Source organism: Streptomyces sp. NPDC057565 (assembly GCF_042801455.1).
Classification (GTDB): Bacteria; Actinomycetota; Actinomycetes; order Streptomycetales; family Streptomycetaceae; genus Streptomyces; species Streptomyces yanii.
The window spans coordinates 42014-59802 of record NZ_JBHVFU010000029.1; the positions used below are offsets into that span (position 1 = coordinate 42014).

The 17789-nt window shown below is 69.9% G+C and carries 21 protein-coding genes and 1 pseudogene; 11 read left to right on the forward strand and 11 right to left on the reverse strand.

The features are described from left to right. Positions 1–98 precede the first annotated feature (98 nt). Complete coding sequence (locus ACFU8W_RS33470; RefSeq protein ID WP_384045285.1) at positions 99–623, forward strand: hypothetical protein; 525 nt, start codon at positions 99–101, stop codon at positions 621–623. Positions 624–708: 85 nt separating this feature from the next. Here ACFU8W_RS33470 and ACFU8W_RS33475 read toward each other — a convergent pair whose 3' ends face one another. Beyond that, a complete protein-coding gene (locus ACFU8W_RS33475; protein ID WP_384045288.1) occupies positions 709–2187 on the reverse strand; it encodes an FAD-dependent oxidoreductase in 1479 nt (492 codons plus the stop codon). Positions 2188–2325: 138 nt separating this feature from the next. On the opposite strand from ACFU8W_RS33475, the gene ACFU8W_RS33480 reads away from it, so the two are divergent. Both ACFU8W_RS33480 and ACFU8W_RS33485 read left to right on the forward strand, forming a co-directional pair. After that, positions 2326–2901, forward strand: a complete 576-nt coding sequence (locus ACFU8W_RS33480) for a TetR family transcriptional regulator (protein WP_384045291.1) — start codon at positions 2326–2328, stop codon at positions 2899–2901. A gap of 65 nt (positions 2902–2966) precedes the next feature. Further along, positions 2967–3470, forward strand: a complete 504-nt coding sequence (locus ACFU8W_RS33485; RefSeq protein WP_384045294.1) for a MarR family winged helix-turn-helix transcriptional regulator — start codon at positions 2967–2969, stop codon at positions 3468–3470. Positions 3471–3527: 57 nt separating this feature from the next. Here ACFU8W_RS33485 and ACFU8W_RS33490 read toward each other — a convergent pair whose 3' ends face one another. From ACFU8W_RS33490 to ACFU8W_RS33500, 3 genes are all read right to left on the reverse strand, one after another. Next, complete coding sequence (locus ACFU8W_RS33490) at positions 3528–4277, reverse strand: Mut7-C RNAse domain-containing protein (RefSeq protein ID WP_384045296.1); 750 nt, start codon at positions 4275–4277, stop codon at positions 3528–3530. 79 nt (positions 4278–4356) lie between these two features. Then, entirely contained in the window at positions 4357–5196 is an 840-nt protein-coding gene (locus ACFU8W_RS33495; RefSeq protein WP_384045299.1) for an NAD(P)H-binding protein, read from the reverse strand. A gap of 134 nt (positions 5197–5330) precedes the next feature. Further along, positions 5331–6110 (reverse strand): metallophosphoesterase, encoded by a 780-nt coding sequence (locus ACFU8W_RS33500; protein WP_384045302.1) that lies wholly within the window; start codon positions 6108–6110, stop codon positions 5331–5333. A 112-nt stretch (positions 6111–6222) separates the two neighbouring features. Between ACFU8W_RS33500 and ACFU8W_RS33505 the strand changes: the two genes are divergently transcribed. After that, positions 6223–6666, forward strand: coding sequence for a GNAT family N-acetyltransferase (locus tag ACFU8W_RS33505; protein WP_384045305.1), 444 nt, complete (start codon positions 6223–6225; stop codon positions 6664–6666). On the opposite strand, the gene ACFU8W_RS33510 is transcribed toward ACFU8W_RS33505, so the two are convergent. Further along, positions 6635–7231, reverse strand: a complete 597-nt coding sequence (locus tag ACFU8W_RS33510; RefSeq protein ID WP_384045310.1) for a GNAT family N-acetyltransferase — start codon at positions 7229–7231, stop codon at positions 6635–6637. The two genes, ACFU8W_RS33505 and ACFU8W_RS33510, sit on opposite strands and share 32 nt — an antisense overlap. A gap of 29 nt (positions 7232–7260) precedes the next feature. After that, positions 7261–8067, reverse strand: coding sequence for a DUF6597 domain-containing transcriptional factor (locus tag ACFU8W_RS33515; protein ID WP_384045313.1), 807 nt, complete (start codon positions 8065–8067; stop codon positions 7261–7263). 88 nt (positions 8068–8155) lie between these two features. Here ACFU8W_RS33515 and ACFU8W_RS33520 point away from each other — a divergent pair, with 88 nt between their 5' ends. Beyond that, positions 8156–8728, forward strand: coding sequence for a TIGR03086 family metal-binding protein (locus ACFU8W_RS33520; protein WP_384045316.1), 573 nt, complete (start codon positions 8156–8158; stop codon positions 8726–8728). Here ACFU8W_RS33520 and ACFU8W_RS33525 read toward each other — a convergent pair. The 4 genes from ACFU8W_RS33525 to ACFU8W_RS33540 form a co-directional block, all read right to left on the reverse strand. Then, the gene (locus ACFU8W_RS33525) at positions 8661–9023 is read right to left on the reverse strand and encodes a hypothetical protein (RefSeq protein WP_384045319.1); all 363 of its coding nucleotides are present in this window, start codon (positions 9021–9023) and stop codon (positions 8661–8663) included. The genes ACFU8W_RS33520 and ACFU8W_RS33525 overlap by 68 nt on opposite strands. A 121-nt stretch (positions 9024–9144) precedes the next feature. Then, positions 9145–10269, reverse strand: coding sequence for a hypothetical protein (locus ACFU8W_RS33530; protein WP_384045322.1), 1125 nt, complete (start codon positions 10267–10269; stop codon positions 9145–9147). Positions 10270–10674: 405 nt separating this feature from the next. Then, positions 10675–11181 carry an SRPBCC family protein gene (locus ACFU8W_RS33535; protein ID WP_384045325.1) on the reverse strand — a complete coding sequence of 169 codons (507 nt, stop codon included), beginning with the start codon at positions 11179–11181 and terminating at the stop codon, positions 10675–10677. Next, on the reverse strand, positions 11178–11540 hold the full coding sequence (locus ACFU8W_RS33540; protein ID WP_384045328.1) for an ArsR/SmtB family transcription factor: 363 nt from the start codon (positions 11538–11540) through the stop codon (positions 11178–11180). The genes ACFU8W_RS33535 and ACFU8W_RS33540 overlap by 4 nt, the downstream gene beginning before the upstream one ends. Before the next feature lie 170 nt (positions 11541–11710). Here ACFU8W_RS33540 and ACFU8W_RS33545 point away from each other — a divergent pair. Further along, positions 11711–11947, forward strand: a pseudogene (locus ACFU8W_RS33545) (site-specific integrase); the annotation flags it as partial. 50 nt (positions 11948–11997) lie between these two features. Here ACFU8W_RS33545 and ACFU8W_RS33550 read toward each other — a convergent pair. Beyond that, positions 11998–12579, reverse strand: a complete 582-nt coding sequence (locus tag ACFU8W_RS33550) for a hypothetical protein (protein ID WP_345517574.1) — start codon at positions 12577–12579, stop codon at positions 11998–12000. A gap of 284 nt (positions 12580–12863) precedes the next feature. Here ACFU8W_RS33550 and hemL point away from each other — a divergent pair, with 284 nt between their 5' ends. From hemL to ACFU8W_RS33575, 5 genes are all read left to right on the forward strand, one after another. Then, on the forward strand, positions 12864–14171 hold the full coding sequence (gene hemL / locus ACFU8W_RS33555) for a glutamate-1-semialdehyde 2,1-aminomutase (RefSeq protein WP_384045331.1): 1308 nt from the start codon (positions 12864–12866) through the stop codon (positions 14169–14171). Beyond that, entirely contained in the window at positions 14168–14881 is a 714-nt protein-coding gene (locus tag ACFU8W_RS33560) for a histidine phosphatase family protein (protein WP_384045334.1), read from the forward strand. Before hemL ends, ACFU8W_RS33560 begins: the two co-directional genes overlap by 4 nt. Positions 14882–15090: 209 nt before the next feature. Beyond that, on the forward strand, positions 15091–16338 hold the full coding sequence (locus ACFU8W_RS33565; protein WP_384045337.1) for a hypothetical protein: 1248 nt from the start codon (positions 15091–15093) through the stop codon (positions 16336–16338). A 67-nt stretch (positions 16339–16405) separates the two neighbouring features. Beyond that, positions 16406–17017: a TlpA disulfide reductase family protein gene (locus ACFU8W_RS33570; protein ID WP_345517577.1), complete on the forward strand. Its 612-nt coding sequence runs from the start codon at positions 16406–16408 to the stop codon at positions 17015–17017. 46 nt (positions 17018–17063) lie between these two features. Continuing rightward, positions 17064–17786: a cytochrome c biogenesis protein CcdA gene (locus tag ACFU8W_RS33575; RefSeq protein ID WP_345518419.1), complete on the forward strand. Its 723-nt coding sequence runs from the start codon at positions 17064–17066 to the stop codon at positions 17784–17786. Positions 17787–17789 lie beyond the last annotated feature (3 nt).

The following is a 17789-nucleotide window of genomic DNA, read 5'->3' on the forward strand; positions in this document are numbered from 1 at the left end:
GGTCGGGTGGGTTCGGATGGGTGGGGCAAGCGGGTGGAGTGGAGCGGAGAACCGGTGTGTAAATACGGATAATTCGGGGTGATCGCTATCTTCGGGGCATGGTAGTCACGCGTAAGGCTCGGCTGGCGGTTTCCGCCGCGGCGGCGATGGCGGCAACGGTGTCGACAGGGGCATGGGGGGCCGGGCAGGCGGTCGCGACGGGGCCCGTGCCCGTGCCGGCGGACCGGCGGGTGGCGCGGGAAGCGGACGTCTCGCACCACGGGCATGTCTCGCTGTGGGGCAGGGGGCTCGGGGTCTGGCTGCACAGCCAGAACCACGGTCCGTCGAGTCCGGTGAGCGTGACCGTACGGTTCCGCTTCTCGGTGCCCCTCAGCGGCCGGCAGGAGATGCCGGTCGAGTGTCTGCAGGCGAGCGCCCGAACCGTGCTGTGCCGGACGGGTCCGCTGCGGGCGGACGAGTGGGCGGGCCGCCGGCTCGCGCTCGAGCTGCAGCTGGCGAGGCGGCCGAACGAGGTGGTCGTACGGATCGACACCGTCTGGAACGGTGGTGCGACCGACCGGAACCCCGACAACAACCGGCATGAGGTGCTGGTGCCCGCCACCGGTGACGAGTACGTCTTCTGACCTCTGGTGGCGCGAGGGGCCGGTGCGGTGGTGGCCGCGGGCACCGTGGACGCGCGACGTGCACGGTGCCCGGGCCGATCGGTGGTCATCGGGTGAGAGCGGCCTGCAGCGCCGCCGGGTCGGGCCGGTCGCTCGCCCAGGCGACATAGCCGTCGGGGCGGACGAGCAGCGTGGTCGCGCGGTCGCTCGTCCAGTGGGCGTGGACCAGCGGGGTCCGGGACGTCGGTGTGGGGGCGTCGGCGGGAGTCACGAGGACGAACGCGCCGTCGCGCAGCAGCTCCTGGAGGCGGCCCTCCGCAAGTCCCAGGTCCGGGGCCCGCTTGCCGGTGAGGGGATGGGAGCCGCGCGGCGCCGGGTATGCGATGCCTATGCCTGAGATCAGGCCCATGGCCTTGTCCCCGGCCGGCCGGATCCTGGCCAGGAGGCCGGCGACGGTCGCGCGAACCGCTCGCTGCGGCAGGGTGCGGGCCATGGCGAGACGGACCATCGCACCGCTGCTGTGCAGCACCTTGGTGCCGACCGGGTGCCGCTCGGCGTGGTAGCTGTCGAGGAGCGCCTCCGGGGCCCGCGACTCTCCCCGCAGGACGGCGGCGAGCTTCCAGGAGAGGTTGGCGGCGTCCTGCAGCCCGGTGTTCATGCCCTGCCCGCCCGCGGGGGAGTGGACGTGGGCGGCGTCTCCGGCGAGGAAGACCCGGCCCACGCGGTAGGCGGGCACCTGGCGCTCATCGCTGTGGAATCGCGAGATCCAGCGGGCGTCGTGCATGCCATGGTCGCTGCCGAGGGCCAGCCGGGCGATCTCGCGCAGTTCGTCCAGCTCCACGGGGTCGCTGTCGGCGGCCTGGTGCCTGCGGTCCCAGCCCATGACCCGGTACCAGCCGTCGCCGAAGGGGGCGATGAAGGCGAAGGCATCCCCCACGCCGTTGACCGTGAGGAGGCCGGTGGGCGCTTCGGTGAGCCGGACATCGGCGAGGACGATGGAGCGGATCACGGACCTGCCGGGGAACGGGAGCCCGAGCGCCTCGCGCACGGCGCTGCGCACTCCGTCGGTGCCCACGGCGTAGCGGGCCGAGAGCGTGCTCCGCGTCCCGTCGGCGCTCTCCACCTCGGCGGTGACCGCGTCGGCGGACTGGCGCAGGTCCGTCAGCCTCGTGCCGTACCGGAAGTCCACGCCCGCGGACAGCGCGCGGCGCTTCAGCAGGCTCTCGACCTCGTACTGCGGGGTGATCAGGAGAAAGGGAAAGCGGGACGTGAGCCGGGACAGGTCGAGCGAGAGGCGGCCGAAGAGCCGCATCCCGGTGAGGACGGAGCCTGTCTTGACCAGTTCGTCGGCGAGGCCGCGGGTGTCGAGCGCTTCGAGAGTGCGGGCGTGGACGGCGAAGGCGCGCGTCATGTTGCCGGTGCTCTGCGGGCGGCGCTCGACGACGGTGACCGACAGACCGCGTGCGGCGAGGTCGCCGGCGAGCAGCATTCCGGTGGGTCCCGCACCCACGACGAGTACATCGACGGTGTCGGGGGCGTCGGGGGTGGAGTCGGTGTTCGTGCGGGTGCTGGGCTTGCTGGTCATGGCGGCCTCCTGAAGCCGTTTGCCAACGGTCATCCGATACCAACAGTTGTTTGCCAACGGATGTGGGTCAACGCTTGTTGGTAAATGTAGAGCCGACGCCACTGGCACGTCAACACCTGTTGGCCTACGATTGTTGGTATGACGACGAAAGCCCGCGAAGCCCCCCGCCGCTCGGACGCGACGAAGGCCGCGATCCTCGAAGCCGCCCGTGAGCGGTTCGCCGCCGATGGCTATGAGCGCGCCACCATCCGGGCCATCGCGCGCGACGCGAACATCGACCCGTCGATGGTGATGCGCTACTACGGCAACAAGGAAGGGCTGTTCGCGGCCGCGTCCGTGATCGACCTGCGGGTGCCGGAGCTCGGGGCGCTGCCCGGGAAGCACATCGGGGCCGTGCTGGTCGCGCACTTCCTGGACCGCTGGGAGCAGGACGACGTGCTGACGGCTCTGCTCAGGGTCGGCGTCACCAATGACGCGGGGGCCGAGCGCATGCGGGCCGTCTTCGCGGAGCAGCTCGGTCCGATAGCTGCCGGTGTCTGCCCGGTCCCCGCCGAGGCCCCGCGCCGCGCGGCGCTCGTCGCGTCCCAGATCCTCGGGATGGCGCTCGCCCGCTACGTCCTGCGCGTCGCGCCCGCTGTCTCGATGCCTCGTGACGAGGTGATCGCCTGGCTCGCGCCCACCGTCCAGCGCTATCTGACCGCCGAGCAGCCGTAGTGAGTGCGGCGGTCCGGGCCTGCGGGGATGACGCAGGGGCAGTGTCTGCTTCGTACACTCTGTGCATGCCGCAGAAGCCCCCGGTCCGGCGCAGTGCTCTGCTGGCCGAGCTGTCCACCGAGTCGCGCCGCTACATGGCCGCGTACGCCCTCTTCAATCAGACCGTCGCCGACCACCTGCGGATCCACCCCACCGATCTGCAGTGCCTCAACCTGCTCAGCCTCGAAGCGCAACCCGTCACCACGGGACGTATCGCGGAGCTGACCGGGCTCACCACCGGGTCGGCGACCCGGCTCGTCGACCGGCTGGAACGCGCCGGTTATGTGACGCGCGAGCGCGACACGGCGGACCGGCGGCGGGTGCTCGTCGCGACCGTGCCGGAGCGGATGGCGGAGTTCGGCGCCGTCTGGGAGAGGCTGAGTCGGGACTGGGCGGCGATGTTCGAGGCGTACGACGACGACGAGGTGGCACTTCTCATCGCTCATATGCGGCGGACGGTCGAGCTCGGTGCGGGCCAGATCGCGCGGCTGCGGAGCGGGGAGTTCGATGCGGCACAGGGCGGGGCATAGGGCGATTCGTCAGGTGTGCCGTGCGGATCGCGTCCGGCCGCGCCCCGCCGGACGGCCCTACCGGACCGGGCCGGTCTGATCCCTGGTTCCGAACTCGTGCACCGCGTCGGCGACGATCGTCTCCAGGTGGGAGTGGTGGGCGCCGCGCCAGTACACCCGACCGCACTCCGTGCACTGCGCGAAGACGTCGTACGACTGCCGTGTGCCGTGCTCCAGCTGATCCCGGACGGATTCCTTGTCCGCGTCGGTCAGCGGTCCGTTGCAGGCCGTGCACCGGGTCCACGGGGCCAGTTCCGGTGTGAACCGCTCCAGCACGTCCCGCAGCTGGTCGTCCGGACGATCGCTGTAGATGTACGCCCCAGCCCAGATCTCCCGCCGCCTCAGCAGTCCCCGGTCCCGGGAGAGAAGGACCCGCTGCTCCTTCGCCGACAGGGCGGCCAGCGCCGGGTCGCCGAGGTCCTCGCTCTCGTACGCGGCGTCGACGCCCAGCAGCCGCAGCCGCCGGGCGAGCGTGCCGAGGTGGACGTCGAGCAGGAAGCGCAGTGGCGCGCCCTCGACGCGCTGGGGTCGCGCCACCGCGCGCACCTCCACCAGTTCGCCCGCCCCCGGGATGTGCGAGACGGGGACGGGGCGGCCGTCCACGAGCAGTTGGCCGGCCTCGGTGAGCGGGACGCCGAGCGATTCCACGACATGGCCGAGCGTCGAGGCTCCGTCGGTGGTCACTGACGTGCGTCCGTTGCGGCGTTCATGGGCAACGAAGAGCCACAGTTCAGGGGCGACTTCGAGGTGGATCTCCGGTCCGTTCACGTCGTCAGCATGCCACCGGGCGGTCTGTGTGAGCCAGGGAATACATGGACGTGGGGCAGCAGGAGGGGGGTGGGTCGGCTCAGGCGCGGAACGCGTCCGCATGCTCCTCGGCCCAGGCGGCGAACGTACGGGCCGGGTGGCCGGTCAGCTTCTCGGTCTCGCCGGTCACCTCGGCCGGTGAACCGTCCGTGGATGCCCAGTAACTGAGCAGTCCCTCGGCGACCTCCTCGGGGATGTGCGGGACCACGGATTCCTTCCAGGCCTCCCGGCTCACGGCGTTGACCGTGACGGGGCGCCCCGAGGTTGTTGCCAGCAGGCCGATCTGTTCGGCGGCTGTGAGCGATTGGGGACCGGTCAGGTGGTACGCCGCGCCCTGCAGCCGGTGCTCGGTGAGGACCGCGAGGGCGGCCTCGGCGATGTCCGCCTCATGGATCGGACTGGTGTGGCTGCACGGGTAGGGCAGGTCCACGGCGCCGTGACTCCGTACCGCCGCGGACCACTGGTACGCGTTGGTCGCGAAGGCGCCCGGGCGCAGGAAGGTCGTGGTGAGCGGCGAGGCGGCGAGCGCCTGCTCGACCGTGTGGTGGGAGCGGGCGATCGGGTTCTCCTGCGCGTCCGGGTCGAGTACCGAGCTGGAGGAGAGCAGCACGATGTGCCGGACTCCGGCTGCCTCCGCCCGGGTGAGGAACGAGTCGATCCCGGCAGGTTCGGCGTACAGGAAGACGGAGTCGACGCCGTCCAGCGCGGGGGCGAAGGTGGCGGGATCGGTGAGATCGCACGCCACGGCCGGTACTCCGGCGGGCGGGTCGAGCCGGGCGGGGTCACGAGAGGCGGCGCGCACGGCGTGGCCGCCGCGGTGCAGGAGTGAAACGAGTGCGGAACCGACACGGCCGCGGCTTCCGGTGACGAGAGTGAGCATGACGGGGTGAGCTCCTTCAGTTATTTTGTGCGTAACACATAAGCTGCGCAGCGCAGATAAATATCCATGAGGGGGGCCCGCCCGTCAAACGTTTTGGGCGGGCCCGCGGGTGGCGCCGGGCTGAGCGCCGCCGGTTACGGCACGACGCGGTAGTGCGTGGTGATGCGGCCACCCGCGCCCGGGTCGCCCTCGTCCAGAACGTGGAAGGCGACCCCGGGCGGCGCCTCCGGATCGATCAGCCCCTCGCCGCTCTCCCACGGCAGCCGCAGCGTCGACACGACTCCGGGTGCCACGAGCAGAGGCCGCCCGGCGAAGGTCGATGCCATCGGGGTGTGGGCGTGGCCGGTCAGGATCGCCGGGACGTTGACGACGGGGCGCTCGGCGAGGAGTTGGGCGAACCGTGCCGCGTTGGTCAGGTTCGTCGAGTCCAGGTACGGGTGGTGGACGGCGGCCGGGGGGTGGTGGAACGCAGGAATGGCCGGGGTGTCGCCCAGCTCGTCGAGCGTGCGCGCGAGCCACTCCAGGGTCTCGTCGTCGAACCGGCCCGGGTCCTCGCCGGGGATCGTCGAGTCGCAGAGCAGCAGGGCGTAACCGGCCACGTGGTGCAGCCGGTTGATGGGCGCGGTGCCGTCGCCCGTCCCCTCTCCCTCTTCGTCGGCCAGCAGGACCTTGCGGTACGCGGACCGGTCGTCATGATTGCCGGGGCACGGGAGGGCGGGCGCGGTCAGCGCGGCCAGCAGGCGGGCCGCCTCGGCGTACTCCTCGGGTGCGCCGTGGTCCGCGATGTCGCCGGTGACCAGGACCGCGTCCGGCTGCCGGGCCAGGGAGTTGAGGTAGTTCACCACCCTGCTCGCGCGGTCCGTGGCACGGGCCGTTCCGTCGAGATGCAGATCGCTGATGTGCGCCAGCAGCATCGGGTCCCCCCGTCGCTCGGTGAAGCGGTTCTCGTGGTTGATGGGCCATCGACCATGAGAATGGCTGCCGGATCCCCCTCGCAAGCCCCGGGGCTGCGCCTACAGTTCCCGCATGAAGATCACGGACCTCGAACCCGGCGACCCCCGACTGGCCACGGACCTTCTCCCCGTGCTGCGCGAACTCCGTCCGCATCTGACGGAGGACCTCTTCCGCGAGGTGTACGACAAGGGGTACCCGCAGGGGCTCCGCTTCACCGCCGTCCACGACGGCGACGGCGCATGCGTGGGCGCGGCCGGATGGCGGATCGTCGACAACACCAGCCAGATCCGCAAGCTGTACGTCGACGATCTGGTCACCGCCGAGCACGCCCGGTCCACCGGTGTCGGCCGCCGGCTGCTGGGGTATCTGGAGCAGCGCGCCCGGGAGGCCGGCTGCCTGGACCTGAGTCTGGACTCGGGCACCCAGCGCACCGATGCCCACCGCTTCTATCTGCGGGAGCGGCTGGACATCGTCGCGTTCAGCTTCAGCAAGCCTCTGGCCCGGAATTCGGACTGAGCCCGGGGCCGGGCCCGGAACCGAGCTCCGGAGTGAGGTCCAGTCGCCAGTCGTTCGTCAGCAGCGCATGGCCGGGCGGGTACTCGAAGTCGCACTCGCCGATCAGGATGAAGCCCACCCTGCGGCACACCGCGTTCGACGCGCCGTTGTCGACGGACGGGTAGGCGTGCAGATAGCGGTGCTTGTGCTCGGCCCGCGCCTGCTCGACGACGGCCCTGGTCGCGGCCGTGGCGATGCCCCGCCCCTGGTGGCCGGCGAGGACGGCCCATCCCGTCTCGTACACCTCCTGGCCCTGCCAGGTGCGCTCCCAGAATCCGATCGTCCCCACGGCCTCGCCCCTGCTTCCGTCGGTCAGGGTGATCCGGAACATCCTGCCCCGGCCCGTGCGGTCCGCGCTCATCTCCACATAGCGGCCGTGGCGCACCATGAGCTGCTCCTCCGACTCCGGGCCGCCCAGATGATCCATCAGTTCCGGCGCGTTGACTCGGCGCAGGAGCTCCAGGTCGCCGTCCGACCAGGGCTCGATCCGTACGGGAGACGCGGATGACGAGGGAGTGTGCTCCATGCGCCAACAGTAGGGCGCGGCAATGACAATCAGCGCCCGGCGAGTGCCGTCGGCGGCACTCCGAGCGTCGTCGTGAAGTCCCTGACCAGGTGCGCCTGGTCGCTGTAACCGAGTTCCGCCGCGAGCGTGGCCCAGTCCACCTCGGGGTCGGTCTCGGCGCGTTCCAGCGCCTCGTGGATGCGGTAGCGCAGGATGACCCATTTGGGGCCGACGCCCACATAGGTCGCGAAGAGCCGCTGCAGCGACCTCGCCGACAGCCCTTCGGTGCGGGCGAGTTCGTCGACGCGGCGGATCGTACGGTCGGTGCGGACGCGCTCGACCAGCGCCATCACGCGCTCGGCCTGCGGGTCGGGTTCCGGGGCGAGCGCCAGCAGGTACGCGTCCAGCGCCGCGACCCGTGCGTCCTCCTCGGCCGGGTCCAGCACGGCCGCCACGGGCGCGGGTACGGCGAGGACCTCGTCCGCCACGAGCCGGCGGCCCGACCACCGCGACACCGGGTGGTCCGGTGCGAAGGGCCGGAAGCCGCCCGGCCGGAACTTCACCCCGCAGACCCGTCCCCGGCCCTCCAGTTTCTGGCTGAACAGCTGGAGCCCGATGCCCGCGACCTCCGCGAAGGGGGGTTCGCCGACGCTCTCGTAGCGCTGGAAGACCAGGTTCACCGAAGGGTGCGGCACCACGTGCGAGACGTACGGCTCCGGCAGGTCCCAGTCGATCAGCCAGTAGTTCGCCACCTGCGTCCGCAGCCCGGGGGCGGGCTCGCGTCGGCGGAAGTGCACGTGCGAGAAGAGTTCGTGGGCGTCGACGATGCCGCGGTAGTCGCGTCGAGGACCTGACATGGCGGCGATCCTATGCCGCACAAAAGTTCGAGTCATCTGTGCCGCGTTTCTTCAAGAAGCGGGCGATCGCCGGATGCACGGTTGAAGCATGAAGAAGATCAGTGACTTGCTGGACGTGGCCGCACAGCGGGCGATTCCCGTGGTGCGCGGGATCGACGACGGCCAACTGGGCGATCCCACGCCGTGCACGGAGTACGACGTACGGGCCCTGGTCGATCATCTCTTCCAGGTGGTCGTCAACTTCCAGGCCCTGGCGGCCAGGGAGGAGCCGGACTTCGGCGCGAGGCCGACCGCGGTCACCGGCGACTGGCGCAGCCGCTTCGGCGAGGAGACGGCCGAGTTGGTGGCGGCGTGGGGCGCGCCGGGTGCGGACGAGGGGACCGCGGGTTCCATGGGGTTCCCCGCCAGAACCGTCGCACAGATGGTGCTGGGCGATCTGACCGTGCACGCATGGGACCTGGCGCGCGCCACCGGGCAGGAATTCGTTCCGGACGAGGCCGTGGTGCGTGAACTCGGGCCCGGTATCGCCGACATGGCGCCGAACGCACGGAAGGCGAAGGTGTACGGCGAACCCTTTCCCGTGCCGGACAGTGCTAGCCCCTTTGAGCGGATGCTGGGTATGACCGGCCGCGACCCGGCCTGGCAGCCGCCCCGGGCGTGACCCCGGGGACGCCCGGGGCGCTCGCGGCGCCGATGGTTTCCGTCGGCGTCGGCCTCTGTGCGGCCGGTTCCGGCGCTTCCGCGGCGCCGTAGAACGCACCGAGCGTCGCGTACGCCTCGTCGACGATCTCCGTCGCCGCCTCGGCCATCTCGCGCTCGGCGAGGCGGGCCGCCTGATGGGTGTACGGCGACGGCGGCGCCGGGTGCCGGCGCCGCCACCAGTTCTCGCACCCTGCGTAGATCCCCCCGGCGAAGACCAGCAGGGGGATGGACAGGGCCAGCAGCGTGTCACCCATGGCGGACCTCCTCGATGTCGATGCCCCGTATATGCCCACGTGGGCAGTACGGGCTGCATCGGCATGTCCGGCAGGCGGGCTGAAGATTAGTCTTCGGCCAATGAATGGCCGGATGTGGGCGTCAATCGGACACCCTCGGGTTGTCCGGAGTCCACACGTGCAGGGCATCCCCGTCCCTGGACACCGTGTACCAGGTGCCGTCGCCGAGCGCCGTGGGCGTGCCGCAGACCGGGAAAGGGTACGCGATCTGCCCGGCAGGCCGCATTCCCGCCGTCTCCAGCAGCCAGTGCCGGACCGGGCCGAACTCCTCCTCCTGGTCCGTACTGGTGATCGCCGTCTCCCGGTCCAGGAAGCCGCACTCGTAGTCCCACATCACCTCGTCGGCCTCACAGTCGTCCGGATCCGCGTCGGGATGACGGGGCACGGCGTCCTCCGCATGCAGTTCGGCCACCACCTCGCCGTCCGCGACCCGGTGCAGGGCGAGCGAGTCCAGGTCGTGGGCCACGGTCAGGAAGTACTCACCGGTGGGGCTCACCGACGTCAGGATCCGCTCCTGCTCGCCGAACTGCTCCACGGAGAGCTCCACCCCGTCCCACCGCCCCCACAGCAGCGGTGCCCCGTCCTGGCCCTCGCCGACGCTCAACCCCATCTGTGCCGGATCCGGGTGCGGTACGTGCTCCGAGCCCGCGGCCACGGTCTCCGCGTCCGCCCGGCCCAGCACCCGCCCGTCGGCGGCATCGATGACCAGCCACTCGTCGAGCGCCTCCGGATCCGGGCCGGCCGAGGCGACGGGGCCGCGGACATGGGCCCACACGAGCGACCCGTCCGCCGAGAACACTGCCGAGCCGCTGTCCGCGTACAGGTGCGCCTTGTCGTCCGCGTACTCCTCGTACGACTCGTGCAGCACGCGGCAGCCGCCCTCCCAGCAGCCGTGCCGCACCTCCCAGCGCACCACGCCCGCCGGATCGACGGCGCGCACCGCATGCACCCCCGCGAAGACCGCGAGCTCCCCGCCCGGCGCCACCGTGAACGTACCGAAACGGCGCGGCCACGGCGCCGGGAAGCGGGTCCGCGGGACGGACCCGTCGTCCAGCCCGACGGCGACCGCCTCGACATCGCCCCGCTGTATCAGCAGCCGCCGGTCCGGCCACCGCAGAACGGACGGGGCGTACGCGGCGTCGCGCTCCCGGTCCAGGGGCGCGGTGAATGTGGCGACAAGACGCGCGGTTACGGCGCTGGTGATCATGGTTCCCCTCCCGAACGTGCAGCCTGCGGCGTGCACCAGAACAGGGGAGAACCGTAGAGCCCATGGGTGACAGCCGGGCTACGGGGTGGGGTCGGGACCGGCTCGGGGCGGTCGGGACGTGCGGGAACCCCAGCTCAGGGCCGGACCGGGCAGTACGCCCGATGCCCCGCGTCAGCAGAAGATGGCTGAAATCCTCCGCAGGAAACGCGGCATCCGGGGTGGTCGGCCGCCGAAGTCCGCGCCGGTCGACCACCGCGAGCGGCACGCGGTGGAATGCGGTGTCAACTGCCTCAAGAGGCATCTGGCCGTGGCCACGAGGTACGACAAGTCGGCGGTCCGCTCCGAGGAGACGTCCTCGTGGTGGCCATCAACGAGTGGCTGTGACCAGCGCATTCAACGCACACCCTAGTCGGCCAGCGAGATCGCCAGCTTCTCCAGCGCCACCATCTGCTCCTGCATGCCGGTCTCCATGCCGGACTGGATGATCGCGTCGCGGACGGTGCGGTCCGGCACCTCGGTGAGCATCCACAGTGACGTGCGACCGTCCTTCTCGGTGAAGACGGCGGTGTTCACCGCGGCGTTCTTCTCCGCCTCCTCCGGGGTCATTCCCGGCGCACCCTCGAATACCTCGGTCCAGACGATCCGCTCCTCGGGAACGATCTCGCGGTACTCGCCGTGGAAGGCGACCTCGAATCCGCCGTTCGCCGTCATGACGTACCGCCACTTGCCGCCGACACGGAAGTCCATCTCGACCGTGTCCATCGTGCCGCGCTCGCCGCACCACCAGCGCTTGACCAGTTCGGGCGTGGTCCACGCCCGGTAGACCAGTCGGCGGGGCGCGTCGAAGTCCCGGGTGATGAGGATCTGGTCGTCCGCAGGCAGGGTGAGGGTCGCGGTGCAGTTGCTGGTCATGGTCTGTTCTCCGTTCTCTCGTCGTGGTGCTCTTGTCGCCCCAGGTCCTCGATGACGGCGTCCAGCCGGTCGAACCGCGCCGACCAGAACCGCTCGTATCTCCCGACCCAGTCGTGGATCGGCTTCAGCGCCTCGGCGTTGAGCCGGTAGAGCCGGTGTCGGCCGTCCTCCCGGACGTCCACGGCACCGACGTCCCGCAGGACGCGCAGGTGCTTGGAGACCTGCGGCTGCGTCAGCCCAAGCTCCTCGACCAGGGCGGTGACGGTGTGTTCACCGCCGGCCAGGACGTCGAGGATCCGCCGGCGCTGCGGTTCCGCCACGGCGTTGAACGCGTCTGCTGTCGTCGAGGCCCGTGCCATGGCAGCATCGTATGCCGATATGGGAATACGTCAAGCCTGCCACGCTGCTGTGGCGGCACGGGGCGTGTGTCAGGTCGCCGGGGATCCGGCAGGAGACGCAGGTCGCAGGCGTGCAGCGCTGCCTTGCAGCCACCTCCGACGGCGCCGGAGCACTTTCACGACACGCCCGCCACGCGGAAGCAGAGGCCGACAATCGCGCTGCCGAGGTGGATGTCGAACTCCGGCGCGGCTCCTACGCCGTCCCTGCCGGGGTGAAACAGACGCTCGGCGCCTACGCGCAGAAGTGGCTCGACGCGAACTCCGTCGGCCCGACGACCGCGCTCCGCCATGAGGCGACCGTCCGCAACCACATCGTCGAGCACCTCGGCCGACATGAGCTGCGGTCCCTCGGCCGGCCCTCGGTCATCCACGAGGGCGGGGGTCCGGAAACTCCGCCCGAAATCATCGAAACCTCAGGTCAGGGCCAGACCAGGCAGTACGCCTGATGCCCCGCGTCATGCAGGCGGTGGCTGAAATCCTGCCACTCGTGCAGCAGTTGGTAGACGTTGAACGCGTCGCGCGGGCCGCCGCGGTCCGGGACCGTGGACCAGATGAAGGCCGCGGCGCCGACCGACTCCTCGCCGACGCCGCGCAGCGGGTCGACGACCGTCATGGGGAGTTTGACCACGGCGTAGTCCGGATGCAGGACGACCAGTTCCAGTGGGGGGACCCTGTGCAGGGGTATGCCCTGGATGCCGGTGAGGACCATGGCCGCCACCGTCTCCGGTTTGATCTTGGTGAACATGCCGCCCATGCCCAGCTCGTCGCCGCCGAGCTCCTCGGGGCGCATGGAAATGGGCACCCGCGCGGCCGTGGCCCCGTCGGGGGCCCCGAAATATTTGTAGGTCACCCCCACCCGGCCACCACTCCCGCTTCCGGACTGCGCACTGCCGGCCTGAATGCCCTGCCGACGCTCGGCCTCACGCCGGTGCCGACCTCGGCGGGCAGGCTCGGGCCCCAGGTCGTCGGTCCCTTCGCCCACTTCGCCACCGCGATGCATATCTCATCCATCCGACTACTACTTAGGAGACACAGCCCCCGCCGCGCAACCCGATCATCGTGCCAGTGACCTCCCCCACGGGCGTGGTGTGAAACACCTGTCCGCAAGACCGCCGGAGGCTCTGACACCATGGCTTGTGTGAGCTTTCCCTATGACGCCCCAGTTTTGCAGACGAGAGAGGGCTGACGTCCTTTCGTCATACGAGGAGATCACGCTTCCTGCTCATTGGCGGCCGGATTTCCGGCCCGGCCCCCCGACCTTCCGAATCGCAGATCAGGACCAAAGTGCCGTATTCATACGAAGCCCCAGTTTCGCAGACGCTTTTCGACCGTGCGTCCCTCGTGACGCCCGGTGGCGTGAACTCTCCCGTACGTGCCTTCCGGGCCGTGGGCGGTACGCCCCGCTTCATGGTGTCCGGTACCGGTCCGTACCTCACCGATGCCGACGGCCGTGAGTACGTCGACCTCGTGTGCTCGTGGGGGCCGATGATCCTCGGCCACTCCCACCCCGAGGTCATCGCCGCAGTCCAGGAGGCTGTCGCCCGCGGCACCTCGTTCGGTACGCCCGGTGAGGGCGAGGTCGCGCTCGCCGAGGAGATCGTGGCCCGGATCGAGCCCGTGGAGCAGGTGCGGCTGGTGTCCTCCGGCACCGAGGCGACCATGTCCGCGATCCGGCTGGCCCGCGGGTTCACCGGCCGGGCGAAGGTCGTGAAGTTCGCCGGCTGCTACCACGGGCACGTCGACGCGCTGCTTGCCGCCGCCGGGTCCGGGGTCGCGACCTTCGGCCTGCCGGACACTCCGGGCGTCACCGGCGCGCAGGCAGGCGACACGATCGTGCTGCCGTACAACGACCTGGAGGCCGTGCGGGCCGCGTTCGCCGCGCACCCCGGTGAGATCGCCTGTGTGATCACCGAGGCCTCGCCCGGCAACATGGGCGTGGTGCCGCCGCTGGACGGTTTCAACGCCGGGCTCAAGGAGCTCTGCGCCGAGGGCGGTGCGCTGTACATCTCCGACGAGGTCATGACCGGATTCCGTACCTCGAGGGCCGGCTGGTTCGGCATCGACGGCGTGCGGCCCGACCTGATGACCTTCGGCAAGGTCATGGGCGGGGGTTTCCCGGCCGCGGCCTTCGGCGGGCGCGCCGATGTGATGGCGCACCTCGCCCCGGTCGGCCCCGTGTACCAGGCGGGCACCCTCTCCGGAAACCCGATCGCCACCGCCGCCGGTCTCGCCCAGCTGCGGCTGCTCGACGACGCGGCGTACACGAAGGTCGACGCGGTCTCCGCGGAGATCCGGTCCCTGGTGAGCGAGGCGTTCACCAAGGAGGGCGTCGCGCACACGGTGTCCGCGGCGAGCAACATGTTCTCCGTGTTCTTCACGGACCAGCCGGTGCGTAACTACGAGGACGCCAAGAAGCAGGAAGCTTTCCGCTTCACCGCCTTCTTCCACTCGATGCTGTCGCAGGGCGTCTATCTGCCCCCGTCCGCGTTCGAGTCCTGGTTCGTCTCCACCGCCCACGACACGCAGGCCGTCGAGCGGATCGCCGCCGCCCTGCCCGCCGCTGCCCGCGCCGCCTCGGAGGCCACCGCATGAGCGAGACCAGCAGTACCGGCTCCGCAGACACTGCGCGCAAGGACATCACGGTCGTCCATCTGATGCGGCACGGGGAGGTGCACAACCCCGAGGGCGTGCTCTACGGACGCCGTCCCGGCTACCACCTCTCCGAGCTCGGCCGGCAGATGGCCGACCGGGTGGCCGAGCACCTGGAGAAGCGCGACATCACCCATGTCGTCGCCTCCCCGCTGGAGCGCGCCCAGGAGACGGCGACGCCGATCGCCAAGTCGCACGGCGTGGACCTGGCCACCGACGAGCGGCTGATCGAGGCGGCCAATGTCTTCGAGGGCAAGACCTTCGGGGTCGGCGACGGTGCGCTGCGCAAGCCGGACAACTGGAAGCACCTCACCAACCCCTTCCGCCCGTCCTGGGGCGAGCCGTACATCGAGCAGGTCGTACGGATGATGGGCGCCCTCGACGCCGCGCGCGACGCGGCCCGCGGGCACGAGGCGGTCTGCGTCAGCCACCAGCTGCCGATCTGGATCGTCCGGAGCTTCGTCGAGCGACGGCGGCTCTGGCACGACCCGCGCAAGCGGCAGTGCACGCTGGCCTCGCTGACCAGCTTCACGTATCAGGGCGACAAGATCGTCTCGGTCGGCTACACCGAGCCGGCCCGCGATCTGGTTCCCGCGCACCTGCTGGCCGGTGCGAAGCCGGCGAAGGGGAAGTCCAAGGCGTTCGGCGCGTAGCCGGGACCTCTCGACCCGCACGGGCCCCTGCCGATGTGTCGGCCGGGGCCCGTGGTGCGTTCGGGTCAGGAACAAGGTCAGGTCAGGAGTGGGGTCTGGTCACGTAAAGAAACTTATGATAATCGGCGGAACCGTCGCGTTGTTTTGTCCATCTAAGCCTTCGCCAGTTTGTACGGACTTGAGTCAGAACGACCGCAGATGGGGACGTCATGCGCGACATCAGCCGAAGGAGTTTGCTCGGAGCGGGACTTGGGGCTGCGGCTGCGATCGGGGTGGCGGGTTGCGGCTCGTCCGACCGCTCCACGGCGGGGCGGCCACGCCCCGGCAGGGGGGACGCGGGGGCGGACGGGAAAGCCAAGGGCGGCGGGGAGAAGGACGCCAGGGAGATCGGTGACGGTTCCACCGCGGACACCGGGAAGCAGCCGCACCAGCCTTCCGCGCCGGTCCCGCTCGAACCCGGAGAGACCCCGCCGCAGTTCGTGATCTTTTCCTGGGACGGGGCGGGCGAGCTCGGCACAGGGCTGTTTCCGCGTTTTCTCGAACTCGCCAAGGAGCACGACGCGTCGATGACCTTCTTCCTCTCCGGGCTCTATCTGCTGCCCGAGTCGAAGAAATTCCGGTACCGACCGCCGAACAACGAAATCGGCGCCTCCGACATCGGCTATCTCACCGACGGCCATATAAGGGAGACGCTGAAGAACATTCGTCGGGCCTGGCTCGAGGGGCATGAGATCGGCACGCACTTCAACGGGCACTTCTGTGCCGGGTCCGGATCGGTCGCCGACTGGACGGCCGATCAGTGGCGGAGCGAAATCGATCAGGCCGTCTCCTTCGTCACCGAATGGCGCACCAACACCGGCTGGACCGATCTCGACCCGCTGCCCTTCGACTACCGCAAGGAACTCGTCGGCGGCCGCACCCCCTGTCTGCTCGGCCAGAACAATCTGCTGCCCGCCGCGCGCCGACTGGGCTGGCGCTACGACGCGAGCTCGCCCGGCGGCACCCAGATCTGGCCCACGAAGCGCCAGGGCATATGGGACCTTCCGCTGCAGGGCATGCCGTTCCCCGGGCACACCTTCGAAGTGCTGTCGATGGACTACAACATCCTGGCGAACCAGTCACGGAACACCACCCGGGGAATGCCGTCGCGCTATCCGGAATGGCGCACCCAGGCCACTCAGTCGTACCTCGCCGCATTCAACCGTGCGTACGGGTCGAATCGCGCACCCTTCTACATCGGCAACCACTTCGAGGAGTGGAACGGCGGCATCTATATGGATGCGGCCGAGGAGACCCTCAAGAGGATCGCGGGGAAGCCGGATGTGCGGCTCGTCTCCTTCCGGCAGTTCGTCGACTGGCTCGACGTCCAGGATCCGGCCGTGCTCGCGAAGCTCCGTACGCTGGAGGTCGGCCAGTCGCCCGACGGTGGCTGGAACTCCTTCTTTAAACGGGCCTGACAACGGGCTTTACGGGCACCGAGGGGGGTGCGCAAGATCCCCGAAACAGTCATGCGAAACTTTTCACATGAGCTCTGGCCGCGCACCCCGACGCCGCTTCACCCTGCTCGCCGCCCCCGCAGCGGCCGCCGCACTGGCGCTGACCCTGACCGCCTGCGGCGGCGACGGCAACAAGGCCGGTGGTGGCGGCAATTCGCACTTCGTCACGGGCAGTGGCGGAATCTCCACCGTGGCCAGGGCGGACCGCCAGGAAGCGCCGAAGCTCGACGGAACGACACTGGACGGCAAGCCCCTCGACGTCGCCGACTACAAGGGCAAGGTCGTCGTGCTGAACGTATGGGGCTCGTGGTGCGGCCCCTGTCGGCTGGAGGCCAAGCACTTCGCGAAGGTGTCGAAGGAGACCGCGAGCCAGGGTGTCCAGTTCATCGGGATCAACACCCGGGACGCCGAGAAGGGCCCGGCGGTGAACTTCGAGAAGGACAACAGCATCACCTACCCGAGCTTGTTCGACCCGATCGGGAAGCTCATCCTGCGCTTCCCCAAGGGCACGCTGAACCCGCAGGCCATTCCTTCGACCGTGGTCATCGACCGGGACGGGAAGATTGCGGCCCGCACCCTCGTCGCCCTCGACGACGTCAAGCTCCACAAGATGATCGACCCGCTGATCGCGGAGAAGTGATTCCGTGCTCACCCTTGCCGCACTTCCGGGGCAGAACGAGACCGTGATGAACGGGGCGCTGTTCGTCGCCCTGCCCATTGCCGTACTCGGCGGGCTCGTCTCGTTCTTCTCGCCGTGCGTCCTGCCTCTCGTGCCCGGCTATCTCTCGTACGTCACCGGCGTCAGCGGCACCGATCTGGCGCAGGCCAGGCGGGGGCGCATGGTCGCGGGAGCCTCGCTCTTCGTGCTCGGCTTCACCGCCGTGTTCGTCTCCGGCGGCGCGCTCTTCGGCTTCTTCGGCCAGACGCTCCAGGCGCACAGCACCACGCTCTCCAAGGTCCTCGGTGTGCTGATGATCCTGATGGGGATCTTCTTCATGGGCCTGATGCCGTGGATGACCCAGCGCGAATTCCGTATCCACAGGAGGCCGGTGACCGGGCTGGCGGGCGCACCGCTGCTGGGCGCCCTCTTCGGGATCGGCTGGACCCCGTGCCTCGGTCCGACGCTCAGCTCGGTGAGCATCCTCGCGATGGACCAGGGCACCGCCGGACGCGGGGCGATACTGACCATCGCCTACTGCCTCGGGCTCGGTGTGCCCTTCGTGCTCGCCGCGGTCGCCTTCCGCAAGGCGCTTGGCGCGTTCGGCTGGGTCAAGCGCCACTACGCATGGGTCATGCGGATCGGCGGCGTCATGATGATCGTGACCGGGCTGCTCCTGCTGACCGGTGTGTGGAGCAGCATGATGCAGGAATTGCAGGGCTGGTCCAACGGCTTCACGGTGGGGATCTGAGTT